The organism is Nocardia sp. alder85J (genome assembly GCF_020176955.2).
GTDB lineage: Bacteria > Actinomycetota > Actinomycetes > Mycobacteriales > Mycobacteriaceae > Nocardia.
The window spans coordinates 449264-473093 of sequence record NZ_JAIUCZ020000005.1; the positions used below are offsets into that span (position 1 = coordinate 449264).

The following is a 23830-nucleotide window of genomic DNA, read 5'->3' on the forward strand; positions in this document are numbered from 1 at the left end:
GTGAGTGCTAGGAATCGCATATGCCGCACGATTCCTCGCATACCGGGCCGCAGCGGGTGGTGGTGATCGTCGACGAGAATTCGAATCCGTTCGAACTCGGCTGTGCCATCGAGGTCTTCGGCCTGCGCCGCCCGGAGCTCGGCCGCGATCTGTACGAATTCCGGCTCTGCGCACCGGAACCGGAGACGCTGATGCGCGACGGCTTCTTCACGCTCACCGGTGTCGCGGACCTGGCGGCCGCCGAAGAGGCCGACACCCTGATCGTGCCGAATCGGCCGGATGTACAGGTGCCGCGCCGCCCCGAGGTCTCGGCCGCGATCCGCCGGGCGCGGGCGCGCGGCGCCCGGCTGGTCGGATTCTGTAGTGGCGCTTTCACACTCGCCGAGGCAGGCGTGCTGGAGGGGCGGCGCGCGACGACGCACTGGATGTGGGCGGACCGCTTCCGGGCCCGCTTCCCCACCGTGCGGCTGGAACCCGAGGTGCTGTTCGTCGACGACGGTGACATCCTCACCGCCGCAGGCAGTTCCGCCGCACTGGATCTGAGCCTGCACATCGTGCGCCGCGACCACGGCGCGGAGATCGCCAATGCGGTGAGCCGGCGCCTGGTGTTCGCGGCCCATCGCGACGGCGGGCAGCGGCAGTTCGTCGAACGTCCCGTCCCGCACATCCCCGACCGTTCGCTGGCGCCCGTGCTGGCCTGGGCGCAGCAACGGCTCGACACTCCGTTGACGGTCACGGATCTCGCGGCCCGCGCCGCCGTCAGCCCTGCCACCCTGCACCGCCGCTTCCGCGCCGAACTCGGCACCACTCCACTGGCCTGGTTGCTCGGTGAGCGGATCACGTTGGCCTGCCGGCTGATCGAACAGGGCGAGGGCCGTTTCGAGATCGTCGCCCGGCGCACCGGACTGGGCACCGCTGCCCATCTGCGGACCGTCCTGCGCCGCCACACCGGCCTCGGACCGTCCCAGTACCGCCGCCGCTTCGGCCCGGCGCCGGAGCCCGGCCGGTCCGGTACCGCCGCCCCGCCCCGCGGCACCGGCACGCCGGCGCGCGGTTAGCCGACCGTGTACGCCTCCACCAGGCCGAGTGCCATCCGCACCGGTGGCTCCCGCGCCTCGAGGTCACCGCGGTTGGTGGCGGCGACGGCGATGATGTTCTCGTCGGGCAGCGACCAGGCGGCCGCGGCCCACAGCGTATTGCTGCCGGTGTGGGTGTACCGCGGCCGCGCCGCCCCCCTCGACGGGGACCACGAACCATCCGGCGGCACAGCGCCCGTCCGGCGGCGTGTCGTGTAGCCGGGCCATGGTGCCGATCTCGAGCATCGACGGCTCACCGCGCGCCGGCGAGATGCCGGGCCAGGACATTGCGCCAATCGGCCGGCGTGCAGCACACCCGCCCGGACGGACCGGACACCGGCGGATTATCCGAATTGATCGCTTCCGGCGGGACGGGGTGATCGGCGTCGGTATGCCCCCAGGGCTGATCGAGGGGCCCCGGCGTACCGGGTGCGCCGAATCCCGCCGAGGTCATCCGCAGCGCAGGTGATGGTCGCGGCGGTAGTTCGCCAAGACCGCGCGGAGATCCCGCCGCATTTCCTCCGATCGGCTGTCGCCCATTCATGAAAGCAACGATCACACCGGGAGAACCAGCGACAGAACGACTTTCACAGCCGATCGACAACTCCGCGGCCGGGCGAGCCGAACACCTCACCACCGAGTGCGGGGCACGTCGAATTCGGCGCACAGCGCGCGCCAGACATCACGCGGATCCGCACCCGCCTCGATGGCCTGGGCGCCGGTGCGGCCGCCCATGGACAGCAGCGTGTGGTCGGCGAGCAGGGCGTCGCCACGGGCCACGCCGAACTCGGTGTGCAACAACTCCTGGAATTCGGTCAAGCGCACCGCGTCAGGGTACTCGGCCCGGCCTCGCGCTCCGGCAGCGGACCGGCATCAGAAGAACCCACAGGTGGGTGCCTCACCGTAGGGGGCCGGCGCGTCCTGCGCGCCGGTCGGTGCGTACACCTCCAGCCGGATGCCGTCGGGGTCGGTGAAGAAAATGCCACCGGAGGCCGCCCCTTCCCGATGGGCCACCACCCCCTCGTGCACGAGATCGACCCCCAGTTCCCGCAGCACCGTCTCGACGGCACGGACCTGGTCGAGATTCACCACCTGGAACGACAGGTGATGCAGCCCAGGGCTTTCCGCCGAGAAGGCACCCGCGCTCTGCTGCCACAACGTGAGCCGGAGCTCCCCCTCGACCCCGAGGAAGGCGAAATGATCGGCGCCACCGAGCAGGTCGAAGCCGAGTGCCCGGCGATAAAAGTCCACCGAGCGTCCGAGATCGGTGACATTGAGTCCGATGTGGCCGGTGGCGAGCAGGGGTGCAACGGCGGTCACGGCAATCCTCCCGAGATTCGAATAACCACTGTGTCGATTTCAACGGTTATAACCTAACGTCACACCCCGCCACTCGTCAACCATTCAACCCATTTCAGCGGTTACTATGGTGTGCATGGACCTGCCCCGCGACGTCTCCGGTTAACCTCAGGCGTGCTCGATCCCCGCCCGCACCTCGGCGAACCGCTCGCGCTGGACCTGCTGAACACCCGCTGGATGACCACCGACGGGCCACAGGATCTGCTGCGTGACGTGGCCGGACTGAGCTGCTGGTTGTCCACCAACGGACTCGCCGGTCCCGCCGACGAGCCGACACTGCACGCGCTCCGCACCACCCGCGACGCGATCCGGGCCGCCGTCCACGGCGAGTCGATCGAGGCCCTGAACGAGGTCCTCGATCGGGGCCGCATCCGCCGCACCCTCACCGCGACCGGTCCCGCCGACGTCCCCGAGATTCCCGCGCCGGAATGGCGGCCCGGCTGGCTGGCCACCGACAACCTGCTCCACCTGCTCACCGAGGCGCCGCACCGCGTCAAACAGTGCGACCACCCGCACTGCATCCTGTACTTCTACGACACCTCCAAGAACGGCACGCGGCGCTGGCATTCCATGGCCACCTGCGGCAATCGGGTCAAGGCCGCCCGGCACCAGGCGAAGAAACCCTGAGACCGGCTCGGGCCTTCCCAGGACCGGCCGGTCCGGAAAGCCCGGTGCGGGCAGGATGTCGGCATGAGGTCTGCCGCCGAGTCCCTGATCCTGGACCTGATCACCGAATTCCGGTTCGCGGTGGAGCGAGGCAGACCCCGCGAGATGGCCGCGCTGATGTGCGACGAGGAAGCACAGCAGTTCCTGGACAACGTGTCCGACCCCGACTCCGAGGGATACGCCGAGCCACCCGGTGAACCGACCTTCGAGGTCTCGTCCGTCCGAGTCCTCGGAAACCTCGCCCTGGCGCGGATCATTCACGCACCGGACCGCACCACCACCCTCTTCTTCCGGCACGAGGCCGGCCGATGGACGGTATGCGCGGACGCCGTCGAGGACCTGTCCGTCGAACAGCTCGAGGACGACGTGTGGCCCGCACCGCCGGCGGACGCGACCACGCTGATGCGCACGGTGCACGAGCTGCGACGCACCCCGATCGGCCGCCTGACGGTCGAAGACGTCCGCTGCCTGCTCCAGCAGCACGAAGGCGTCGACATCCTGTTGCCGCGAGCAGCCATCCGACTCGGCTGGAATCCACTGGCCGCGGGCGACCTGTTCCCCGGCGATCTACTGCTCGCCGTACTCCGGATCGGCCCCGAACACTGGGCCCGGGATCCCGTGTCACTCGTGCGCATCCGGCATGCCGTCGGCACGGTGCGCGACCTGGGCGACCTGACCGAGCACGACGCACCGCACGACGAAATATGGCGCGAGACAACAGAATTCCTGGCAACACTGCCCGCCGAGCAGCCGAGCGGAGCAACCGGCGTCACGGGCGAGTGACACTCGCAGACCAGCCTGGCCGACGAGACACACCGGAGTCCGGTGAACACCGACACCGCACGTCGGATCCGGCGAATGCCGACGGCGCACACCGGAGTCCGATGAGCGCCGTCGGGCCACTCGGCCCGCCTGCGATGATGCCGCCGCCCGACGCCATATCCTGCACCCATGACCCCTGCGCCGGTCAGCGCGCCGCACCGGCGCAGAAACCGTGTGGGCCTGCTCGCCCTCGCGATCGCGGCAGCCGCCTTGGGCACGACCACTCACCCGTTCGACCGGGCCGCCATCGTCATGGTGACCGTCTTCGCGGTCGCGGCCCTGGTCCGCGCACTGCTCACCCCCGACCGGCCGCGCCGTCTCGACGCCCGGATGGTGCGCGGCCTCGCACTCTGGATCGGCCTGGCCACCGCCCTACTGGCGTGGGAGTTGTTCACCTGGTCGCACCAGCCCCGCTGGTCGGTGCCGGACCCCGCCCACCCCACCTTCTCGACACTGCTCAGCCCCTACCTCACCCACGGACCGCTCCGCTTCGCCGGCTGGCTCACCTGGCTCGGCCTCGGCTGGATGCTGGTGCGCCAATGAGCCGGCGACACAACCGGAGATACCTGTCCGCCGGATACCGAGATGACATCGAGCAATCGGCCCGGTTGTCGCGCACCGCGGCGATCACCAAGGCGCACCAGCGTGATCAGCACGACCCGCAACCACCAGCGGCCGTCCCGCCGCACAACCAGCATCAGCGCGACCCACAACCATCAGCGGGCGCCCAGCAGCACAACCACAACGGGCACGACCTGCGCCAACCCGCCATTGCCCAGCGGCACGACCATGATCGGCACAGCCCACTGCCGTCGGCGAATCCGAGGCCGACGGCCGGATGAACGACAGGCAGCTCTCGATCATCGGTTTCGCCACGGTACTCGCCGTGGCCATCGCCGCTGCCCTGGTGTCCCGGTGGCAGCGCGCGAAGGTGGCCTCACTCACCGAGGTCGTCGACTGTCTCACCAGTACCCGCGTCCTGCGTGCGATCGCCGTGGCGCTGTGGGCATTGCTGGGATGGCACTTCCTCGCCCGCTGACAGCGCTGAGCACCTCCACTCCGACGAGTCCGGACGGTTTCCCCTCACGTGGTGAAGACATCCGCCGACCAGGGTCCGCCACAGCCACGATGACGACCGCACCGCCCGAACCGGTGCACTGCTCCTGACGGAATACAGCGACCACTCATGCCTTCTGCCGGACAAGCGGCCCGGCGGCAGATCTGGACCGGATCCGCGACCTCCGCCGCGACGCCAACACGGCGTCGGGCCGGATCACCGGGAATCCACACCACCGCCCCCTGCCTGACAGCATCACCGAAGGGCGACATCAGGATCGAACGACCTCGGCGGCCAGCATGATTCGCGAGTCCCAGTGGTGACCACCGCCGGAAACGGTGACGATCGGTATACCCGCCACCGGCGGTCGCGCACGCCCGGTGCCGCCACCGTAATGAACGCACCCCGAACCGGGGTACTGCTCCGGCGGAATCCGGGCGAGCGCCGACCCGGCTACCGGGCCCGGACCGTCTCCCGCACCCGGTGACAGATCTCGACCGGGTCCGCGACCTCCGCCGCGGTGGCCGCCGCCGCGGTGGCCGCCCGGCGATAGGCCGGATCACCGAGGATCCGCAGCACCGCATCCCGTACGGCGGCACCGTCGAAAGGCCGGACCAGAATCGAACCACCTTGGCGGGCAGCACGATTCGCCAGCTCCCATTGGTCGCCCCCACCGGGGACGGTGACGATCGGCACGCCCGCGGCCAGCGTCTTCGCCAGCAGCCCGTGCCCGCCACCACCGACGACCACATCGGCGTGCGTCAGCAGTTCGTCCTGACGGCCCAGCCCCGCGGTGGCCCAGGGAGGGATCGCGGAAGGCGGCGTGTCCAGCATCGACACCACCACGCGCACACCGGCCCCGTCGAGCGCCGCCAGCACCGTCTCGGCCATGCTCACCACGCCGGTCGCAGCAGTCGACGGCGCCACCATGACCAGGGGTTCGTCACCCGGGGGCAGCGGCAGCACCACGTCGGTCGGCTCCCACAGCAACGGGCCGACCACCTCCGCCTCGGCGGGCCAGTCCGGGCGCGGCAACTCCAGTGCGGGCAATGTCGCGATCAGCCGGGCGGCGGGCCCCGGATCAGCCTCGGGCAGGCCGACACTCACCCGCGCCGCACCCCGCTGCCGATCGCCGAGCGCGATCGCCTTCGCGGTCATCCTGCGCAGCAACGCATCCCGCGCGCGACCTCGCAGCCCGACCCCCGCAGCGAGCCCACTTCCGATGGGCGGCAGGCCGGTGGAAGGCAGGTACAGCGGATGCGGCGCCAACTCCACCCACGGCAGACTCAGTCGCTCGGCCGCCAGTCCGCCACCGACGGTCAGCACATCCGAGACCACCAGATCCGGCCGCCACTCACGCAGATCCGGCAGGATCTCGGTGGAGATGTGGGCGGCCCGCTCATGGATCCGCGCACCGGCATCGGCATCGTCGTCCCCGGCACGCGGTGCCAGCCCCTTCAGCCGCAGTACCTCGATCCCGGCTCCGGTGGCCGCCTCGAACCAGCGCGGGCTGGTGAACAGCACCGGCTCGTCGCCCGCCGCGCGTAGTCGCAGGCACAGCGCGATCGCCGGAAACGCATGCCCCGGATCCGGCCCCGCCACCACTGCCACTCGCATGCCCACACCCTGCCATACCGTCCGGCCCGAAAACGAGAGCGGGCGACATCCCGCACCCGTTCCTGTCCGGACTTCGCGTGCGGCAATTGTTTCCACAGGTCACGGCGATTTTCACCGGACAGCGGCTACCTGATCGAGCGCCGCCGATCCCTCCGCTGCGGCGAGCGGGACCTGCGATCACACCGATCCGCGCAGTCCGGGCCCAGCGTCCCCAGAATTCGAGCAACGGCATGTGCGGCGCCGGGCCGGATCGTGGAGAGTCGATCGACGGCTCGTGAAGCGGTGGCCGAGTACCGAATTCCCAACGTCGAGTGCCGCGCGGTCCGGGCCTATCGGCGGTGTTCGCGGCGCAGGCGCAAGGCCGTGCGCAGGCCACGGCCGACGGCGCCGTCGGCGGCGATCGCATGGGGCCCGGCGAACCTTCGTTCCGAGGCCGTCTCCGGCGCGTCGTCGGAGGTCGCGATGAGAAAGCGGTCCGGCAGGGCGAGTTTGTGGATGGTGCGCATGACCAGAAGGTATTGGCGCAGCAGCGGGCCGCTGGTGTAAGGCAGGTCGTATTTGTCGCAGAGGGCCCGCACTCGCACCGCGATCTCGGGATAGCGGTTACTGGGCAGATCGGGGAACAGGTGGTGTTCGATCTGATGACTCAGATGGCCGCTCAGAAAGGCCAGCACCGGCCCGGCGTCGAAATTGGCGCTGCCCAGCATCTGCCGCAGGTACCATTCGGCGCCGGTCTCGTCCTCGAAGGCGGCGGCCGTGAATTTCTCCGCGCCGTCGGGAAAGTGACCACAGAAGATCACCATGTAGGCCCAGATGTTGCGCAGGACGTTCGCGGTGACTCCGGCGGCCAGCGTGCGCCGCCAGCGCCGGCCGCTCAGCGCGGGCAACAACACGTAGTCCTTGGCGAGCTGGCGCGCGATCTTCCCGGACAGCAGCTTGGCCTGCTCGAATTTCTCGGTCCGCGTCGTGGCCCGAGCGTGTTCGGCATCGAGGCCGTGGATGGCGATTCCCCACTCGAAAGCGACCGCCAGCAGCAGATTCTGCAACGGCTGCAACAGCATGAACGGCCGCCACCGCTGGTCGCGGGTCACCCGCATCACACCGAAGCCGATATCGTCGTCCATGCCCAGCACATTGGTGAACACGTGATGGCGGTAGTTGTGCGCATGACGCCATTGCGCCGACGAACCGGCCATATCCCATTCCCAAGTGGTGGAATGGATTTCGGGATCGTTCATCCAATCCCATTGACCGTGACCGACATTGTGGCCGATCTCCATGTTCTCGATGCTCTTCGCCGCGGACAGGGCGACCGTACCCACCGTCCAGCCGACTTTGCCGCGACTGGCAGCGATGACCAGCCGGGACACCACGTCGAGAGCCCGCTGGGACGCGATGGTACGGCGGATGTACTTCGCGTCCCGTGCACCGCGCCGGTCCTCGATATCCGCACGGATCGCGTCGAGTTCACGCCCCAGCGCTTCGATATCGGCCCCGCTCAGATGCGCGTAGACAGCGATGTCGGTAATTGCCATGATTCGTACCCTCGGGTTCCTGTGAGCTGTGTGCTGTGGAACTGGTGATCGTGTGCTCGACGACTTGTCGAACCGATCCCGCCCTCGGCCCCGGGTTGCGGTACAGCATCTGCCCGCAGTGTAGTCACACCACGCGGCGGGCCTCATCCGCCCAGGTCAGCAACGGACAGGGCCGATCGGCCCCGGGCCGGGGGCGACCGACTGCGATCATCGATTCCGCCGCGACGAACCGGGTCTCCACCACCGAGTCCGCCGAGATTCCAGGTAGTGTTGAGCTACGTCGTCGACGTGCGGAGTTACCGGACACCTGAAAACGGGGCGACGACTGGACAGGACGCCGCATGCGCACAGTGCGTGAGAAGGACTATCTCGAGCTGATGCGCGACATTGCCGCGTTCCGCCGAGCCCTGGTCACCGCCGATCGAGCCGAGCGCGCCCGGCTCGATCGCGCGATCAGCGAACACCACGACGAGGTACGCAAGCGGGACCGGCACGGCCGGTGATCCCGGCGCCCGCGACGACCGGGCACCGAGTCGGCCGGAGGTCAGGCCGGCCCGGGCGATCGGTCACCCGGTCGCGCCACCACCGATAATCGAATTCAGCTGTCGCCGTAACGCTTCCGGCGTGGCGGGATACGGTTGTTGCGGCACGATGGCGCCCAGCAGCCAGGACGGCACGGTCCGGGACACCGGGACCGGGTCGTCGGCGCCCCGTTCGACGAGGAGGTCGCGCGACAGCGCATCCATGTCGGCCAGGGTGGCGGCGACCACCACCGATCCCGGCGCGTCGCGCCGCTACGCGGAGCATTGGCGACGGCCGGGAGTTAGCCACACCGCCGCCGCGGACCGTGCACGGCGCGCGGCCTCGGCACCGAATCATCGCAGGAACCGGTCCGGCCACCATTCCCTATGTAACATAGCCATGTGGAGGAAGACGACGTCCATCGACTACAACAGCAGCTGAAGCTGCTGTACCGGCGCATCCAGCGGGAAAATCCTGTCATGGAGGGGATTTCGATCCCCATGGTGCAGGTGCTGGTCACGGTGCGGCGCTCCCCCACCGCACTCGGGCCCAGCGATGTCGCGGACGAGTTGCAGATGAAGAGTTCCAATGTCGCCGCGGCGCTGCGGGCACTGGAGGACCTGGGCCTGATCCTGCGGCGGCCCGACACCGCCGACCGGCGCCGGGTCTTCATCGAATTGACCGATCGGGGTCTCCAGGTCCTGGCGGAGATCCGCCGCAGCCGCCAGAGCTGGCTCCAGGACACCATGAGCACGGCCCTGACCCCGGCCGAGCAGCGGATCATGCTGGTGGCGGGCGAACTGATGGAACGGCTCGCGCAGCAGGAGTAGGCCCGCCGCCCGGCGGATCAGGCGCGCGTGGCGACGATGTACCGGCGGGTGGCGATGTCCTCGGCGTCCGCGGGCAGCGGCGGCAGGCCGAGGGCCTCGAATTGCGCTGCGGCGGTACTGCTCCGGACGTGCCAGTCGCGCGCGGTCAGGTATTCGCCGACGTCCTTGCGGTCGCCGAAGTACACCAGTTCGGACAGGTCGAGATCCAGACCCGCCTCACGCCGCCGTTCGGCGGCCGCCAGCATGCGCTCCCGGCGGCGTTCCCGATCGGCCCGGTCGAGGCGGCGGGCGTTGCCGGTGGCGAAGCGGCTGCCGGGGGCGCTGAGCGCGGTGACCGTGTCCAGCAACGAATCCTGCGCTTCCGGGGGGAGATAGCCCAGCAGGCCCTCGGCGCTCCACGCGGTGGGCAGGCTCGTGTCGAAGCCGGCGTCGGCCAGGGCGGCGGGCCAGTCCTGACGCAGATCGATCCCGACGGGACGCCGGTCGACGGCCGGGACGGCGCCGAGATCCGCCAGCGCCCAGGCCTTGAATTCGAGCACCTCGGGCTGGTCGATCTCGTAGACCACCGTGTCCGCGGGCCAGGGCAGCCGGTAGGCGCGCGCGTCCAGGCCGGAGGCCAGGATCACCGCCTGCCGCACACCGGCGGCCGCGGCGTCGAGGAAGAAATCGTCGAAGAACCTGGTCCGTACGGCGATGGTGTCGGTCAGCCGGTCCCGGCCGCTCGCCGCGACGATCTCCGGGTCACCGGTCGCCAGCCGGATGTAGGCCTCGACCCCGACGGCGCGAACCAGCGGTTCGGCGAACGGATCGTCGATCAGGGCGTTCGGGGCCCGCGTGGCGCGCGCTCGCGCGGCGGCCACGATGGTCGCGGTCGCCCCGACGCTCGAGGCCAGATCCCAGGTGTCGTCGTCGGTCCGTGCCAATGTCCGATCCTCTCCCGATGATTTCCGCCCCCAGATAGCTATCCTAGATAGGAATCAGCTGAGCGTCCAGGGTGATCATCGGGCCCGGGGTGCGCGATCGGAGAGCCTCGGTGCGGGCCGCCGCGCGCGGGCGTTAAGGTCCTACTCCTGTGGCCCTCAGCGCAACCGTGTACAACTTCTCCGTCCAGCTCGCCGACGTCGATCGCGGCGTGTACGAGGATCTGGAGCTGAGAGTCGCGCGGCACCCCTCGGAATCCGCGGAGTTCATGGTCACGCGCCTGCTGGCGTACTGCCTGGAATACCGTGAGGGCATCGCGTTCAGCGACGGCGGGGTGTCGTCGGCCGACGAGCCCGCGGTGCTGGTGCGGGATCTCACCGGGCGGCTCACCGCCTGGATCGAGATCGGCGCGCCGGACGCGGAACGGGTGCATCGCGGCAGCAAACTGACCGGCGACGTCGCGATCTACACCCATCGCGATCCGGCCAAGGTGCTGACCGGGCTCGCCGGCAAGAAGATCCACCGGGCCGAGGAGATCCCGCTGTACAGCTTCGACCGGGCGTTCGTCGACGCCGCGGCCGCCGTGCTGGAGCGGCGCAACACCGCCTCCCTGTCGGTCACCGAGCGGCTGCTGTATCTGGACGTCAACGGCACCGTCCTGAGCACACCGGTGCAGCAGCACCACCTGGGGTGATCGATGGTGAGCCACCTCACATGCCCGGCAACGGAATAGATAGCGCCACCGACCCGTTGATCACCATTGCCGGCGCCCGAACACCCCCGGGCCTCACCCTTCGTCGCCACGAGCGACCACTCGCCGAGAGGCGGTTGTGGGGCGTCGGTCTTCTCTCCTCCGCCGCCGGGCACCTGTCCGGCGGCGGAGTCGTGTCCGCCGCCGATCGAGACATCCTGTGCGGCGTGACACCACTTACCGCAGCGCACGGCCAGCACCCCGCGCAAAGCCGAACACCCGGCCGCCGCGCACCGTCCGGGCGCCGCCGAAACGGGTTCGGCGCGAGACGAATTCGCGGAACCACGACGTCGCCATACGCCGCCGGGCAGGTCCCGCGCGAGACCGATTCGCCCGTCGTGATCGATACCTCCGCCCTGGTTCACCAGGAGGAGGCCGCAGCGATCAGCCGCGCAGCAGTGCGCCGACCGCGGTCGACGCCGCCGAGACCGCCGCGTCGCGGGCGGCGCTGGCCTCGTCCTCGGTGAGGGTGCGGTCGGTGGCGCGGAAGCGCAGGGCGTAGGTGAGGGACTTTCGCCCCGCACCGGCCTGTTCGCCCTCGTACACGTCGAACAGCGCGATGTGCTCGAGCAGTTCCCCGGCGCCGGAGCGCAGGGCCGACTCGACCGCGGCCGCGGGGACGGCCTTCTCCACACTCACCGACACGTCCTGCAAGACCGCCGGGAATGCGGAAATCACCGGGGCGGGCCGGGATTCGCGCAACGGCAGGGCATCCAGGTCGAGTTCCAGGGCGCAGGTGCGCGGCGGCAGGCCGGCGCGGTCCAGGACCGCCGGATGCAGCTCGCCCGCGTACCCGACGACCGTGCCGTCGACGATCAGCGCGGCACAGCGACCGGGATGGAACGGCAGGTGCGCGGCCGCGCGGCGTTCGAGCTCGACCCCGGCCGCGGCGGCGACGGCGTCGGCCAGCGCGAAGGCGTCGGCGGCCGACGCGACCCGGCCCGCACCCCACGGACCGCGCGGTTCCCGGCGGCCGGTGAGCACCGCGGCCACGTGCACCGGCTGCTCCGGCAGCGAATTCAGCAGGGCCGTGACCTGCTCGTCGGTCGGGCGGCGGTCGACCGGCAGCGGCGGGACCGGACCGGTGTTCGGCGTGGCCAGCACCACCTGGCCGATCGCGTAGAGCGCGAGATCACGCTCACCGCGCGACAGGTTGCGCACGGCGATCTCGAACAGGCCGGGCAGCAGCGTGCTCGACAGTTCGGCCTTCTCGGCGTCCAGCGGATTGAGCACACGCAGCGTGTCGCGGCGCGGATCGTCGGCGTCCAGGCCCCAGGTGTCGAACACACCCTCCTGCATGAACACCGGCGACGGCACCTCCACCGCACCGGCGAAGGCCAGCGCCCGGCTGACCGCGCGGCGGCGGCGCTGCGCGGCGCTGAGGCCGCGGCCCGCGGGCGCGGTCGGCAGCACCGACGGGATCAGCTCCAGGCCCTCCAGCCGCAGCACCTCCTCGACCAGGTCGGCGGGCTGGGTCAGATCGGGCCGCCAGCTCGGCGGGGTGACCACCAGCTGGGCATGGCCGGTGCTCTCGTCCACTCCCACGTCGACCGTGCAGCCGATCTGGGTCAGCCGGCGCGCGGAGGTGCCGGTCGGGTAGGTGACGCCCGCGATGCGGTCGGCGAGGTCGATATCGATGTGGATCGGCGCCGCCGCCGGGGTGGGCACCCGCACATCGGTGAGGACCTGCTCGACCGTGCCACCGGCGATCTGCGCCAGCAGCGTGGCGGCGCGGTCCAGCGCGGCGATGTTCACCTCGGGGTCGACGATCCGCTCGAACCGCCGGGACGCCTCCGAGGACAGCTTGTGCCGCCGCGTGGTGCGGGCCACCGCGACCGGATTCCAGGTCGCGGCCTCCAGCAGGATGTCGGTCGAGGTCGCGCCCACCTCGGTGCTCGCGCCGCCCATCACGCCGGCCAGCGAGACGACCCCGCTGTCGTCGGCGATCACCACGTCCTCGGCGTGCAGGGTGCGTTCGGCCTCGTCCAGGGTGCGCAGGGTCTCGCCGGTGTGCGCGCGGCGCACCGTCAGCTCGCCGCGCACCTTGGTGGCGTCGAACGCGTGCAGCGGCTGGCCCAGCTCCAGCATGACGTAGTTGGTGACGTCGACCGCCGGGGAGATCGGGCGCACGCCGGACAGCAGCAGCCGCCGCTGCAACCACCACGGGCTGACCGCCGCCGGGTCGATGCCGGTGACCCGGCGCACCGCGAACCGGGTGCACAGCGATTCCGCCTCCAACCGCACCGGCCACGCCTCGGTGGCGGCGTCGGGCAGCGTGCGGACCGCGGGATCCACGAATTCCAGATCGAAGCCGCAGGCCAGCTCGCGGGCCAGGCCGCGCACCGAGAAGGCGTAGCCGCGGTCGGGGGTGATGGCCAGTTCCACCACCGTGTCGTCGAGACCGAGCAGCACGTTGGCGTCGGCGCCGGGCCGCGCGGTGCCGGGCTCCAGCACCAGGATGCCGGAATGATCCTTGCCGATACCCAATTCGGCGACCGAGCAGATCATGCCGTTGGACACGTGGCCGTAGGTCTTGCGCGAGCTGATCGCGAACCCGCCCGGCAGCACGCCGCCCGGCAGCACCACCACGACCAGGTCATCGACCGCGAAATTGCGTGCGCCACAGACGATTTCCTGCAAGTGGTCGGGAATACCGATGTCCACCTTGCAGAATCGGATCGGCTTCTTGAACTCGGTCAGCTCGGTGATCTCCGCGACCCGGCCGACCACCAGCGGATGCGGGATGTCACCGGTGATGCGCGCCAAGGTGTCGATCTCCTCGACCTCCAGGCCCACCCGGACGAAACCGGCGTCCAGTTCCTCCGGCGTGACCGCCCAGTCGGGGGTCGCGCGCTGCAGGACATCCGTCAGCCAGGACTGCGCTACTCGCACGTGACGTTCGCTTTCCTTCGAATCGAGCGGGGTGGGTTCAGGACTGGACGCCGAACGGCAGCGTGAAACGCACATCGCCCTCGACGATGTCGCGCATGTCGGTCAGGCCGTTGCGGAATTGCAGGGTGCGTTCCATGCCCATGCCGAACGCGAACCCGGTGTAGATCTCGGGGTCGATACCGCTGGCGATCAGCACCCGCGGGTTGACCATGCCGCAGCCGCCCCACTCGACCCAGCCGGCACCGCCCCTCTTGTCCGGGAACCAGACGTCCACCTCCGCGGACGGCTCGGTGAACGGGAAGAAGCTGGGGCGCATGCGAGTTCGCGTGTCCGGGCCGAACAGGGCTCGGGCGAAGGCGTCCAGAGTGCCGCGCAGGTGGCCCATGGTCAGGCCCTTGTCCACGGCCAGCCCCTCGACCTGGGAGAACACCGGGGTATGGGTGGCGTCGAGCTCGTCGGTGCGGAAGGTGCGGCCGGGGCAGACCACGTAGATCGGCAGCTCCCGCTCCAGCAGCGAGCGCACCTGCACCGGCGAGGTGTGCGTGCGCAGCACCTGCCGCGACCCCTCCGGCGCGATGTGGAAGGTGTCCTGCATGGTGCGCGCCGGATGGTCGGGCAGGAAGTTGAGCGCGTCGAAGTTGAAGTGCTCGGTCTCGACCTCGGGGCCCTCGGCCACCTCCCAGCCCATCCCGACGAACACGTCGGCGATCCGCTCGGACAGCACCGTGATCGGATGCCGCGCGCCGACGGCGGCCCGCCCGGCCGGGAGGGTGACGTCGATCGCCTCCGACACCAGCACGGCGGCGTCGCGCACGGCCTCCAGCTCGGCGCGGCGGGCCTCGTAGGCGTCCGTCACCCGGCCGCGGGCGACGTTGACCCGCTTGCCCGCGTCGGCCTTCTCCTCCTTGGGCAGCGTGCCCAGGGAGCGCTGCGCCAGCGCGATCGGCGATTTCCCGCCCATGTACTCGGTCTTGGCGGCCGCCAGCGCATCCAAGTCGGCCGCCGCCGCGAACGCCTGCTGCGCCGCGTCGGCCGCGGCGGCGAGCGCCTCCTCGGTCAGCGCCGCTGTCGGGTCCGCTGGTGCGTTGTCGTCGGCCACGGTGGTTCGTCTCCCTGACTGGTACACGTCCGGCTGGTTGTCCGTCTCATTCTTGCCGGTCGCATCGTAGACAATCCAATCAGGCCACCTCATCCCGTTTTCGCGGCAGGTGGGACCCCTCGTGAGTATGCGCCCGGCTCGGGACAGGGTACGCCCCACCCGGCGTGGCCGGATGGGGCGTACGGCGTGCCGCCGCGGTCAGGAGACCGGCACGATCCGCCGCGGCAGCAGCACCGCGACCAGCGCGCCGACCGCGACGATCACCGCGCCGACCATCACCGCCGGCGCGAGACCGTCGACGTACTGCTGACCACCCAGATAGGACCCGTAGGAGGAGAACACCGACGACAGCACCGCGACACCGAGGGCGACGCCGACCTCACGCAGCGTGTTGCTGGTACCGGAGGCGATGGCCTGATCCTGCGGCGCGGCGCTGGCCATGGTGACCGTGGCACCCGGTGCGAACGTCAGCCCCATGCCGATACCGGCGAGCAGGAACGGCCCGACGAACGCGCCGTAACCGGTGTCCACCCCGATCGCCAGGGCGAGCCACGCCAGCGCCGCGGCCTGCATCGCCTGACCCAGGGCCAGCAGCGTGCGGGCGCCGACCCGGTCGACGACCAGGCCCGCGATCGGCGCCACCACCATCGGCGCCAGGGTCCACGGCATGGTGCGGATGCCCGCCTGCAACGGGGACAGGTGCTGCACCACCTGGAAGTACTGGGCCAGCAGGAAGATCGAGCCGAACACCCCGACACCGAAAGTGAAGGTGGTCACGTTCACGAGCCCGAAGGCACGGGACCGGAACAGCCGCAACGGCAGCAGCGGATTCGGAGTGCGCAGCTCCCACACGATCAGCCCCACCAGCAGGGCGCCGCCGGCGATCAGGGTCACGAGCACCTGCGCCGACATCCAGCCGTCACCCGCGCCGTGCACGATGCCCCAGACCACCGCGAGCACACCACCCGAACCCAGCAGCAGTCCGAGCACATCGAAACGCCCTGCGCCACCGTGGGATTCGGTCAGCACCCGGGCCACGAACGGCAACGCCAGGATGCCGATGGGCACGTTCAGCCAGAAGATCCACTGCCAGTTCAGGCCGTCGACCACCGCGCCGCCGATCACCGGGCCCAGCGCCACGCCGAGGCCGGAGATACCGCCCCAGATGCCGATGGCCGCGCTGCGCATCTTCTCCGGGACCGCCGCCGACAGCAGGGTCAGCGACAGCGGCATCACCGCCGCCCCGCCGAAGCCCTGCACCGCGCGGGCCGTGATCAGCATCCACGGCTCGGTGGCCAACGCGCACGCCGCGGAGGCGGCGGTGAACAGTGCGATACCGGTCAGGAACATCCGCTTGCGCCCGATCCGGTCACCCAGCGCGGACGCGGCGAGCAGCAGGGAGGCGAACGACAGCGTGTACGCGTTGACGAACCACTGCAGGTCGGTGAGCGAGGCGCCGAGCTCGTGCTTGATCACCGGCAGTGCGTTGGTCACGACCAGGTTGTCCAGCGTGACCATGAACATCGGGATGCCGACGGCCAGCAGAACCGCGGCGAGAGGACGAGGCGCCCGGGAGCGCGAGGTGGCGGACGACCCGGAGGTGAGGGTTGTGGTCATGACCGAGATCCTTTGTTGTTATCCACTGATAACTCGACGTCGTCAGAGTATGCATCGGCTGATAACATGTCAATGGGCAACAGGTCCGGTCCTGGCCGCCCACCGGAACATCCGGCGATCGGAGCCGATGGCAGGATCGACCTCGGAGTCGAGTAATCGGTCATCCAGGAACCGGCATCGAGAAGGAGGACGACGATGGCGTCGCCGCGCACCCGTCTGACCGCCGGTGAACGCAGTGAGCAGGTGCTCGCGGCTGCGGTCACCGCTTTCGCCGAATCCGGTTATGCCGCAACGAAAACCGATGAGATCGCCCGGCTCGCGGGAGTTTCGCAGCCGTATGTGATCCGACTGTTCGGCAGCAAGCAGCAACTGTTCGTCGACAGCGTGGAGTTGGTGACCGACCGGATCGAGGAGATCTTCCGGGAGGCCGCGGCCGCGGTCGGCCCGGATGCGGACACCGAGGAGAAGATCGGCGCGCTCGGCGAGGCGTTCGACGTCTTCCTCACCGAGCGCGAGTTGCTGATGGTGTTGCTGCACGGCTTCTCGGCCAGCGGCGATCCTGCCATCGGCAATCCGGTGCGCGAGCGCTTCGGCCGCATCTACCGGCTGGTCCGCGACCTCACCGGCGCCTCCGGCGAGCAGGCCCGCGACTTCATGTCCACCGGCATGCTACTCACCGTGATGACCGCGATGCAGGTCGTCGGGCCCGATCCGGTCCGCTGCGACTGGGCGGTGGAGATCCTGGAGAACCTGGTCGCGGAGTGAGTCGCCGTTATCGGCGGTGCTGCACCCGCGCGCCGGCGTAGAGGCAGATCGCCGCGGCCGCAGCGAGATTCAGGCTCTCGGCCCGGCCGTGGATGGGAATCCGGATGCGATGATCGGCGCGCCGCGCGATGCCGGGATCCAGCCCGTGCGCCTCGTTACCGAACAACCACGCCACCGGACCGGCGAGGATCTCGTCGGCGGCGTCGAGATCCACCTCGCCGCGCGCGGTGGTGGCCAGCACCGTGACACCCGCGTCCCGCAACGCCGCCAGCACCGCGTCGACATCGCGCTCCCGGGCGATCGGGACGTGGAAGAGGCTTCCGGCACAAGCCCGTACACACTTGCCGTTGTGCGGGTCGACCGAATCGCCGGCCAGCACCACCGCATCCGCGCCGACCGCGTCGGCCACCCGGATCAGGGTGCCGGCATTGCCCGGATCGGCGATCTCGACCGGCACCGCGAGCATCCGCGGCGCCGCGGCCAGCACCCGCGGCAGCGGCACGTCCACCGCGCGGCAGACGGCGACCAGACCGGGCGGGGTGACGGTCTCCCCCAGCAGTTCGGCGGCGCGCTCGGCGACCAGCGTGGTGCGCACCCCGAGCGCGGCGGCGGTCGCCACCAGTTCGTGTTCGCGTTCGGCGGCGCGGAGAGAATAGAACAGCTCTTCGGCGCGCTCGGTGGCCAGGGCCGCCTCGACCGAATTCGCGCCCTCCGCGAGGAACAGCCCGGTCTTGCGGCGCTGCGGCGCGCGATGGAGCTTGACAGCGGAAACGACCCGCGGATTACGCTCGGAGAGCGCGTCCACGGGTCGTTTCGAATGCGTCGGTGTCACTCGGCTCAGGCGGCCGGAGTGTTGACATCCTCCGGCAGGGCGGCCTTGGCGACCGCGACCAGACCGGCGAACGCCTCGGCATCGGACACGGCGAGCTCGGCGAGGATCTTGCGATCGACCTCGACACCGGCGGCCTTCAGGCCCTGGATGAACCGGTTGTAGGTGATGTCGTTCGCACGGGCCGCGGCGTTGATGCGGGTGATCCACAGCTGACGGAAATCGCCCTTCCGCGCCCGGCGATCCCGGAACGCGTAGGTCAGCGACTTGAGCTGCTGCTCCTTGGCCTTGCGGTACAGCCGCGAGCGCTGCCCGCGGTAGCCCTTGGAGGCCTCGAGAACGGTACGGCGCTTCTTCTGAGCGTTGACGGCCCTTTTGACGCGTGCCACTTGTCAGTTCCTTGTTCGATCGAGGGGCGCTCGGGGCGCCCGGGGGTCGGTGGTAGCGACGTGCCCGTGCGGGTGACCGTGAACGGCACCGGCCGGGGGCACTGCGCGATGGCTCGAGGAGAGCCCGCTCAGATGGCGAGCAGCTTCTTCACACGACGGACGTCGGCCGCCGCAACGACCTCCGTGCCTTCCAGACGACGAGTCCGGCGGCTGGGCTTGTGCTCGAACAGGTGTCGACGGTTCGCCTGCTCACGCAGCAGCTTGCCGCGACCGGTCACCTTGAATCGCTTCGAGGCGCCGCTGTGGCTCTTCATCTTCGGCATGGATTCCTCAATCTGTCTCGTTCGGCGGCGGGCTCGCGTTCCCACGAGTCCGCCGTCCACTGTTCGGTTACTGCGGGCTGTCCGCTTCCACGGCGCCGGTATCCGGCACCGACACGGGGACCGCGTCCGGCGCCGGCGCCGCGTCGGGGACGTCGTTGGCAGCCGGACCGGAACCGCGCTGCGACACCGTCTGCTGCGCCTTCGCCCGCGTCTTCGCACCCTTGTGCGGTGCGAGGACCATGGTCATGTTCCGGCCATCCTGCTTGGCCGAGGTCTCGACGAAGCCGAACTCGGCGACGTCGGAGGCCAGCCGCTGCAACAGCCGGAAACCCAGCTCGGGCCGCGACTGCTCGCGACCGCGGAACATGATCGTCACCTTGACCTTCGAGCCTGCTTGCAGGAAGCGAAGGACATGGCCCTTCTTCGTCTCGTAGTCGTGGTCGTCGATCTTCGGACGGAGCTTCTGCTCCTTGATCACGGTCTGCTGCTGGTTCTTCCGGGACTCGCGCGCCTTCTGCGCCGTCTCGTACTTGAACTTGCCGTAGTCCATGATCTTACAGACCGGTGGTCGCGCGTCCGGCGCGACCTCGACCAAGTCGAGATCGGCTTCCTGCGCGACGCGCAGTGCATCTTCAACACGCACGATCCCAACCTGTTCACCGCCTGGTCCGATGAGTCGGACCTCGGGAACGCGGATGCGATCGTTGATGCGGGTCTCAGTGCTGATGGGGCCTCCTAGGTCAAGCGGTGTCGTCCAACGACCGCAAGCTATAACTGGCAACCCCATATCCAACACGAAAGCCCCGCTGCGGTATTTCACCGCCACGGGGCCCGATGTCGACCGGCCGACGACGCGAGCAATCGCGTCGACCCTCGCACGGGCACGATGCCGCACGAAAAACCCCTCCATATCGGACGGGTGACCGGGACCGTCCGGCCTGATGTGAACCGGCGAACGGTGGGAGTTGGGCTCCACTTATTGCCCCGGACCTGCCACAGACGTGCATCGACGCAGCGATCTGACGACGCGAACTATTGCTGCAACACGACCGGGGCGGTCGTCGCCGATCAGCTTAACATCCCCGCAGCTGATCCTCCGAATCGGGCAACCCCGCGACCAGGCACATCGGTATCGGGTGCCATGCTACCGGCATGAGCAATCCGTCGGAGACCGTGCGCGAGCTGGCCGAGATCCCCGCAGTGGAGGTCATCAGCCGGGCGGCGGTGATGCTGATGAGCTCGGCCGCCGAGAAGCTCGGCCTCGCCGACGACGATCCGCAGTCGAGCCCGCAGCTGGATCTGGACGAGGCCCGCCGCCTCATCACGGCGCTGGCCGGCCTGATCACGGCCTCGGTGGAATACCTCGGCCCGCATGCCGGGCCGCTGCGCGACGGCCTACAGGCGCTGCAACGCGCCTTCCGGGAGACCTCCGCGCATCCGGACGAACCCGGCAAGGGGCCCGGCGAGAAGTACACCGGCCCCGTCTACTGACCCCGGATCACCTCCCGGCACGGGTAACTCGGGAGTGGCGGAATCGTCGAGATCGGGCCACTCTTGGTGGCGACTGCCAATTCGCACCCCGGAAAGGCTGGCCGGCGTACATATTTGAGCGAATGCCAGGATTCGCAGGCCGATTCGAGGGGTAATAGGAGCTGGCGAAGGAGTACCCGATCCAGGAGCACCATGACTGCCCGACGCGAGCTCGAAGAGGCACTGCACGGCCCGGTTTCCGCTCTCGACTTCCTCACGGAGTCCGAGAGCGCTGATCTACTGCGGCTGTTCGAGGGCGCCCGGCGGCACGAGGTCACCGCGCTGTCCGAAGCGGTGGATCGGATGGTGCACGCGCTACCCTGGCCGCTGGGCCCGACGACGAAGCGGATCATGTTCGGCCACGCGCTGGATCGATGAGCAGCCTGGTCACCCGCGCCCAGATCATCCTGCTGGCGCGCACCCTGCACGTGGCTCCGGAGCGGCTGGCCCACCTGGAACGGCTGGGGCCGGACCATCTACACGAATTGCAGCAGCGCATGGCCGCGGCGCTGTTCGAGCACCACGACGACGCGTTCGCACGCATCAGCCGGTTGGTCCCGGTGATCCCGCTGACCATCTCGCTGCCGTTGGTGCAGCGACTGGTGCCGCCGCTGCTGACCGGGCGCGCGGCCGGTGCGGTCGGTATCGACCACCCGCGCAAGGCCGCCGAGACGATGGCGATGCTGCACCCGCAGTACGCCGCCGAGTGCGCGCCCTACATGGACCCGCGCGCGATCGGGCAGCTCGCCGACATCGCGCCGACCGAGCCGATCATCGACGTGGTCAACGAGATGCTGCGCCGCCGGGACTACGTCACCGCCGGGCCGTTCCTCGCCTACGCCACCCCGGATCTGATCGAGGCCGTCGAACGCGGCGTGCCCGACGACGCCGGGCTGATCTTCTCCGCCGCCTTCGCGTACTCCGGGAGCGCGGTCAGCACTATCGTGCGGCACTTCCTGAACGGCGCCACCGGGCGCATCCCCCGGATGGTGCATTCGGTCCTGAAGGGCCCGCCCGATCTGCAAGCGGCGGCGATCACGGTGTTCTCCCGCTGCGAACCGGACGTGGTGACGGCCGTGGGCGACATCCTGTTCGACCTCGCACCCGCCGCCGGTATCGGCGCGCTGATCGGCGCCGCGGTGCGTGGGGGCGCCGGCGCGGAACTGCTGACCTTCACCGGCCGGCTCAGCCCCGCCGCGCTGCGCAAACTGGCCGGTAATCCGGTGCTCTACGACGGTGCGGTCCTGCCCGCCCTGGTGGGGGCCCTGGCCGCCAACAGCCGCGCCGACAGTTGGCGCGGCCTCGGCGAACTCGCCATGCGGATGGATGTCGACACCCGGCGCTACGTCGCCCGCTGGATCTCCGAACTGCCGGACGACACGATCCGGGAACTGCCCACCCACGCCACCGAGACCGAGCTGTGGCCCTCGCTGCTGCGGCTGGTGGCCGTGGCCGACACCGATGTGCAGAACCGGTTCGGCGCGGTGTGGGCGACCCTGTCACCCGAACGTCAGGCCGGGTTGCAACGCCATATCCACGAGTACCAGATGGACAACCGGCTGGCCGCGATCACCGCTGCCGCACAACCCATGTCGATGGAGGAGGTCTTCTTCCGGCGGCGCCGGATGGGCCGCCACCGCGGCCCGGAGGACACCTGGAAACTCGGCTGATTCCCGCCACTCGAGCCGATTCCTGTCGGTGCCCGATGCGATGATCCGCCTCATGGCTCACATACTGCTGATTCCCGGATTCTGGCTCGGCGCCTGGGCATGGGATGCCGTGGCCGGCCGTCTACGTGATCACGGCCACGAGGTGACGGCCCTGACGCTGCCCGGTCTCGACCCCGATGCCCCGCACCGCCTCGACACCACCGTGGCCGAGCAGGCCGCCGCCATCGTCGCGGCCGCGCCGGTCCCCACGGTGCTGGTCTCGCACTCCGGCGGCGCGGCCCCCGCCTATCTCGCGAGCGACATTGCGCCCCAGAACTTCTCGCACGCGATCTACGTCGACTCGGGCCCCCTGCCACCCGGTTTCGTACTCGACCCCGACCTGTCGCCCGACACCCGCGAACTCCCCCTCCCCGACTGGCCCGAACTGGAGGCCGCGGGCAACAGCCTGGCGGGCCTGGACGAACTCACCCTGCAACGCTTCCGATCCCGCGCGGTCTCCCAACCCGCCACCATCGCCCGAACCCCGTTGCCGCTCAGCGACTCCCCCGCCGGCCGCACGATCCCCACCACCCTGATCTGTTGCAGTTTCCCCGCCGAACAGATCCACGCCCTCACCGGCACCGCCCCCATCTTCTCCGAACTCCCCCACCTCGACGCCACCTTCATAGACCTCCACACCGGCCACTGGCCCATGTGGTCCCGCCCCACCGAACTCGCCGAACTGATCCACACCGCCGCGAAACAGTAGGGCGGCGCGGCAGCAATCGGCACACGCGACCCGCCGCCCTACGCCGAGCAGCGCCACCACCTGCCACTCGCGGACCGTGGCGACACGCCGAGTTCCCGCGCCCGTCCCGGCCCTACCGAACCGCCGATCGGGATCCTCAGCGCGACAGACTGTTCGGTGTTCCACCGCAGCCTCTCGCAGCCGAGGCCACTCACCCGTGAAGCTCCTCCCTCCGCCGCGATCATGCGGGTCAACAGCGAATCCTGTTGCGCGGCAGCCAGCGGCCTCGGCGGCGTGGCTGCCGCGATGTGGGTCGGATGGGTGCTCCGGCAGGTGCTGGGCGCGCAGTTGTGAGTCGGAACAGTTTGGGGGCAGTCTATTTCGTGGGGCGGCGGGGGCGGCGGGTGTCGACGTTGGCGGTCAGGGTCTGCAGGAGGGCGGGGAGTTCGGCGACAGTTCGGTCGGGTAGGCCGGTGACGGTTTCTTCCGCCAGGGCGCACCAGAGTTGTTTGACCTCGCCGGCGAGGGCTCGGCCGGTGTCGGTGAGTTCGACGATGCTGGCGCGTTTGTCGGAGGGGTCGGGAGTTCGGCGGAGGTGACCGGAGGCTTCGAGTTTGCGGGTCATCAGGGTGACGCTGGGGGGTTCGCAGCCCAGCGCCTCGCTCAGTTGCGCCTGGATCATGGGGCCGGTACGGGCCAGTTCCAGGAGGAGGGCCTCCTGGCCGGGGTGCAGGCCGAGGGGGGCCAGCAGGGTGGCGGCTCGCGCGCGGTGGCGCAGGCTCAGGAGGCGAATGGCCTGGTTGATGGCGTCCGCTCGATCGAAGTCCACGGGG

Annotated in this window: 29 protein-coding genes; 14 read left to right on the plus strand and 15 right to left on the minus strand. The window is 69.8% G+C overall.

The annotated features are described in order from the left end of the window. Positions 1-20 precede the first annotated feature (20 nt). Positions 21-1058 carry a GlxA family transcriptional regulator gene (locus LBW94_RS21785; RefSeq protein ID WP_225052822.1) on the plus strand — a complete coding sequence of 346 codons (1038 nt, stop codon included), beginning with the start codon at positions 21-23 and terminating at the stop codon, positions 1056-1058. On the opposite strand, the gene LBW94_RS21790 is transcribed toward LBW94_RS21785, so the two are convergent. The 3 genes from LBW94_RS21790 to LBW94_RS21800 all read right to left on the minus strand — a co-directional run bounded on the left by LBW94_RS21790 (position 1055) and on the right by LBW94_RS21800 (position 2396). Then, the gene (locus LBW94_RS21790; protein WP_225052824.1) at positions 1055-1267 is read right to left on the minus strand and encodes a hypothetical protein; all 213 of its coding nucleotides are present in this window, start codon (positions 1265-1267) and stop codon (positions 1055-1057) included. The genes LBW94_RS21785 and LBW94_RS21790 overlap by 4 nt on opposite strands. Positions 1268-1706: 439 nt before the next feature. After that, positions 1707-1901, minus strand: coding sequence for a DUF3046 domain-containing protein (locus LBW94_RS21795; RefSeq protein WP_225052826.1), 195 nt, complete (start codon positions 1899-1901; stop codon positions 1707-1709). 48 nt (positions 1902-1949) lie between these two features. Beyond that, positions 1950-2396 (minus strand): VOC family protein, encoded by a 447-nt coding sequence (locus LBW94_RS21800; protein WP_225052828.1) that lies wholly within the window; start codon positions 2394-2396, stop codon positions 1950-1952. Between the two features lie 153 nt (positions 2397-2549). On the opposite strand from LBW94_RS21800, the gene LBW94_RS21805 reads away from it, so the two are divergent. The 5 genes from LBW94_RS21805 (at position 2550) to LBW94_RS21825 (ending at position 4962) form a co-directional block, all read left to right on the plus strand. After that, positions 2550-3062: a CGNR zinc finger domain-containing protein gene (locus tag LBW94_RS21805; protein WP_225052834.1), complete on the plus strand. Its 513-nt coding sequence runs from the start codon at positions 2550-2552 to the stop codon at positions 3060-3062. A gap of 63 nt (positions 3063-3125) precedes the next feature. Then, positions 3126-3884, plus strand: coding sequence for a contact-dependent growth inhibition system immunity protein (locus LBW94_RS21810; RefSeq protein WP_225052835.1), 759 nt, complete (start codon positions 3126-3128; stop codon positions 3882-3884). A 168-nt stretch (positions 3885-4052) separates the two neighbouring features. Then, positions 4053-4466 (plus strand): hypothetical protein, encoded by a 414-nt coding sequence (locus LBW94_RS21815; RefSeq protein ID WP_225052837.1) that lies wholly within the window; start codon positions 4053-4055, stop codon positions 4464-4466. After that, on the plus strand, positions 4463-4765 hold the full coding sequence (locus LBW94_RS21820) for a hypothetical protein (RefSeq protein ID WP_225052839.1): 303 nt from the start codon (positions 4463-4465) through the stop codon (positions 4763-4765). The genes LBW94_RS21815 and LBW94_RS21820 overlap by 4 nt, the downstream gene beginning before the upstream one ends. Further along, positions 4762-4962, plus strand: coding sequence for a DUF6186 family protein (locus LBW94_RS21825; protein WP_225052840.1), 201 nt, complete (start codon positions 4762-4764; stop codon positions 4960-4962). Before LBW94_RS21820 ends, LBW94_RS21825 begins: the two co-directional genes overlap by 4 nt. A 471-nt stretch (positions 4963-5433) precedes the next feature. Here the strand turns inward: LBW94_RS21825 and LBW94_RS21830 are convergent, their stop codons facing one another. Together LBW94_RS21830 and LBW94_RS21835 are read right to left on the minus strand one after the other, a co-directional pair. After that, positions 5434-6597, minus strand: a complete 1164-nt coding sequence (locus LBW94_RS21830) for a glycosyltransferase (RefSeq protein ID WP_225052842.1) — start codon at positions 6595-6597, stop codon at positions 5434-5436. A 329-nt stretch (positions 6598-6926) separates the two neighbouring features. Then, a complete protein-coding gene (locus LBW94_RS21835) occupies positions 6927-8132 on the minus strand; it encodes a fatty acid desaturase family protein (protein WP_225052844.1) in 1206 nt (401 codons plus the stop codon). Positions 8133-8473: 341 nt separating this feature from the next. On the opposite strand from LBW94_RS21835, the gene LBW94_RS21840 reads away from it, so the two are divergent. Then, positions 8474-8635 (plus strand): hypothetical protein, encoded by a 162-nt coding sequence (locus tag LBW94_RS21840; RefSeq protein ID WP_225052845.1) that lies wholly within the window; start codon positions 8474-8476, stop codon positions 8633-8635. A gap of 63 nt (positions 8636-8698) precedes the next feature. Here the strand turns inward: LBW94_RS21840 and LBW94_RS21845 are convergent, their stop codons facing one another. Then, positions 8699-8902 (minus strand): hypothetical protein, encoded by a 204-nt coding sequence (locus tag LBW94_RS21845; RefSeq protein WP_225052847.1) that lies wholly within the window; start codon positions 8900-8902, stop codon positions 8699-8701. 153 nt (positions 8903-9055) lie between these two features. Between LBW94_RS21845 and LBW94_RS21850 the strand changes: the two genes are divergently transcribed. Next, on the plus strand, positions 9056-9484 hold the full coding sequence (locus LBW94_RS21850; protein WP_225052849.1) for a MarR family winged helix-turn-helix transcriptional regulator: 429 nt from the start codon (positions 9056-9058) through the stop codon (positions 9482-9484). 17 nt (positions 9485-9501) lie between these two features. Here LBW94_RS21850 and LBW94_RS21855 read toward each other — a convergent pair whose 3' ends face one another. After that, positions 9502-10407, minus strand: coding sequence for an SAM-dependent methyltransferase (locus LBW94_RS21855; RefSeq protein WP_323137892.1), 906 nt, complete (start codon positions 10405-10407; stop codon positions 9502-9504). Positions 10408-10556: 149 nt separating this feature from the next. On the opposite strand from LBW94_RS21855, the gene LBW94_RS21860 reads away from it, so the two are divergent. Further along, entirely contained in the window at positions 10557-11099 is a 543-nt protein-coding gene (locus tag LBW94_RS21860) for a YaeQ family protein (RefSeq protein ID WP_225052851.1), read from the plus strand. Between the two features lie 441 nt (positions 11100-11540). Here the strand turns inward: LBW94_RS21860 and pheT are convergent, their stop codons facing one another. From pheT to LBW94_RS21875, 3 genes are all read right to left on the minus strand, one after another. Further along, positions 11541-14048: a phenylalanine--tRNA ligase subunit beta gene (gene pheT, locus LBW94_RS21865; RefSeq protein ID WP_225052853.1), complete on the minus strand. Its 2508-nt coding sequence runs from the start codon at positions 14046-14048 to the stop codon at positions 11541-11543. 37 nt (positions 14049-14085) lie between these two features. Beyond that, positions 14086-15147 carry a phenylalanine--tRNA ligase subunit alpha gene (pheS, locus tag LBW94_RS21870; RefSeq protein WP_225052855.1) on the minus strand — a complete coding sequence of 354 codons (1062 nt, stop codon included), beginning with the start codon at positions 15145-15147 and terminating at the stop codon, positions 14086-14088. Positions 15148-15345: 198 nt separating this feature from the next. Then, on the minus strand, positions 15346-16764 hold the full coding sequence (locus LBW94_RS21875) for a DHA2 family efflux MFS transporter permease subunit (protein WP_225052857.1): 1419 nt from the start codon (positions 16762-16764) through the stop codon (positions 15346-15348). Between the two features lie 195 nt (positions 16765-16959). Between LBW94_RS21875 and LBW94_RS21880 the strand changes: the two genes are divergently transcribed. Further along, positions 16960-17529, plus strand: coding sequence for a TetR/AcrR family transcriptional regulator (locus LBW94_RS21880; RefSeq protein WP_225052859.1), 570 nt, complete (start codon positions 16960-16962; stop codon positions 17527-17529). Between the two features lie 7 nt (positions 17530-17536). Here the strand turns inward: LBW94_RS21880 and LBW94_RS21885 are convergent, their stop codons facing one another. From LBW94_RS21885 to infC, 4 genes are all read right to left on the minus strand, one after another. Further along, entirely contained in the window at positions 17537-18334 is a 798-nt protein-coding gene (locus LBW94_RS21885; protein ID WP_225052860.1) for a TrmH family RNA methyltransferase, read from the minus strand. A 32-nt stretch (positions 18335-18366) separates the two neighbouring features. After that, on the minus strand, positions 18367-18747 hold the full coding sequence (rplT, locus tag LBW94_RS21890) for a 50S ribosomal protein L20 (protein ID WP_225052862.1): 381 nt from the start codon (positions 18745-18747) through the stop codon (positions 18367-18369). 128 nt (positions 18748-18875) lie between these two features. Further along, a complete protein-coding gene (gene rpmI, locus LBW94_RS21895; protein ID WP_225052864.1) occupies positions 18876-19070 on the minus strand; it encodes a 50S ribosomal protein L35 in 195 nt (64 codons plus the stop codon). A gap of 67 nt (positions 19071-19137) precedes the next feature. Continuing rightward, on the minus strand, positions 19138-19857 hold the full coding sequence (gene infC / locus LBW94_RS21900) for a translation initiation factor IF-3 (protein ID WP_225053259.1): 720 nt from the start codon (positions 19855-19857) through the stop codon (positions 19138-19140). A 365-nt stretch (positions 19858-20222) separates the two neighbouring features. On the opposite strand from infC, the gene LBW94_RS21905 reads away from it, so the two are divergent. The 4 genes from LBW94_RS21905 to LBW94_RS21920 all read left to right on the plus strand — a co-directional run bounded on the left by LBW94_RS21905 (position 20223) and on the right by LBW94_RS21920 (position 23018). Continuing rightward, positions 20223-20561 (plus strand): DUF1844 domain-containing protein, encoded by a 339-nt coding sequence (locus LBW94_RS21905; protein ID WP_225052866.1) that lies wholly within the window; start codon positions 20223-20225, stop codon positions 20559-20561. Between the two features lie 192 nt (positions 20562-20753). Next, positions 20754-20978 (plus strand): hypothetical protein, encoded by a 225-nt coding sequence (locus LBW94_RS21910; RefSeq protein ID WP_225052867.1) that lies wholly within the window; start codon positions 20754-20756, stop codon positions 20976-20978. Then, on the plus strand, positions 20975-22270 hold the full coding sequence (locus LBW94_RS21915) for a hypothetical protein (protein ID WP_225052869.1): 1296 nt from the start codon (positions 20975-20977) through the stop codon (positions 22268-22270). Before LBW94_RS21910 ends, LBW94_RS21915 begins: the two co-directional genes overlap by 4 nt. 52 nt (positions 22271-22322) lie before the next feature. Beyond that, positions 22323-23018, plus strand: coding sequence for an alpha/beta fold hydrolase (locus tag LBW94_RS21920; protein ID WP_225052871.1), 696 nt, complete (start codon positions 22323-22325; stop codon positions 23016-23018). Positions 23019-23373: 355 nt separating this feature from the next. Here the strand turns inward: LBW94_RS21920 and LBW94_RS21925 are convergent, their stop codons facing one another. Continuing rightward, a complete protein-coding gene (locus LBW94_RS21925) occupies positions 23374-23826 on the minus strand; it encodes a MarR family winged helix-turn-helix transcriptional regulator (protein WP_225052873.1) in 453 nt (150 codons plus the stop codon). Positions 23827-23830 lie beyond the last annotated feature (4 nt).

What these genes read in the sequence shown, in the direction of transcription:
- LBW94_RS21785 (WP_225052822.1), top strand. Translation starts at nt 21, where the DNA reads ATGCCGCACGATTCCTCGCATACCGGGCCGCAGCGGGTGGTGGTGATC.
- LBW94_RS21810 (WP_225052835.1), top strand. Translation starts at nt 3,126, where the DNA reads ATGAGGTCTGCCGCCGAGTCCCTGATCCTGGACCTGATCACCGAATTC.
- LBW94_RS21815 (WP_225052837.1), top strand. Translation starts at nt 4,053, where the DNA reads ATGACCCCTGCGCCGGTCAGCGCGCCGCACCGGCGCAGAAACCGTGTG.
- LBW94_RS21820 (WP_225052839.1), top strand. Translation starts at nt 4,463, where the DNA reads ATGAGCCGGCGACACAACCGGAGATACCTGTCCGCCGGATACCGAGAT.
- LBW94_RS21825 (WP_225052840.1), top strand. Translation starts at nt 4,762, where the DNA reads ATGAACGACAGGCAGCTCTCGATCATCGGTTTCGCCACGGTACTCGCC.
- LBW94_RS21830 (WP_225052842.1), bottom strand. Translation starts at nt 6,597, where the DNA reads ATGCGAGTGGCAGTGGTGGCGGGGCCGGATCCGGGGCATGCGTTTCCG.
- LBW94_RS21835 (WP_225052844.1), bottom strand. Translation starts at nt 8,132, where the DNA reads ATGGCAATTACCGACATCGCTGTCTACGCGCATCTGAGCGGGGCCGAT.
- LBW94_RS21840 (WP_225052845.1), top strand. Translation starts at nt 8,474, where the DNA reads ATGCGCACAGTGCGTGAGAAGGACTATCTCGAGCTGATGCGCGACATT.
- LBW94_RS21875 (WP_225052857.1), bottom strand. Translation starts at nt 16,764, where the DNA reads ATGACCACAACCCTCACCTCCGGGTCGTCCGCCACCTCGCGCTCCCGG.
- LBW94_RS21880 (WP_225052859.1), top strand. Translation starts at nt 16,960, where the DNA reads ATGGCGTCGCCGCGCACCCGTCTGACCGCCGGTGAACGCAGTGAGCAG.
- rpmI (WP_225052864.1), bottom strand. Translation starts at nt 19,070, where the DNA reads ATGCCGAAGATGAAGAGCCACAGCGGCGCCTCGAAGCGATTCAAGGTG.
- infC (WP_225053259.1), bottom strand. Translation starts at nt 19,857, where the DNA reads ATGGGGTTGCCAGTTATAGCTTGCGGTCGTTGGACGACACCGCTTGAC.
- LBW94_RS21905 (WP_225052866.1), top strand. Translation starts at nt 20,223, where the DNA reads ATGAGCAATCCGTCGGAGACCGTGCGCGAGCTGGCCGAGATCCCCGCA.
- LBW94_RS21910 (WP_225052867.1), top strand. Translation starts at nt 20,754, where the DNA reads ATGACTGCCCGACGCGAGCTCGAAGAGGCACTGCACGGCCCGGTTTCC.
- LBW94_RS21915 (WP_225052869.1), top strand. Translation starts at nt 20,975, where the DNA reads ATGAGCAGCCTGGTCACCCGCGCCCAGATCATCCTGCTGGCGCGCACC.
- LBW94_RS21920 (WP_225052871.1), top strand. Translation starts at nt 22,323, where the DNA reads ATGGCTCACATACTGCTGATTCCCGGATTCTGGCTCGGCGCCTGGGCA.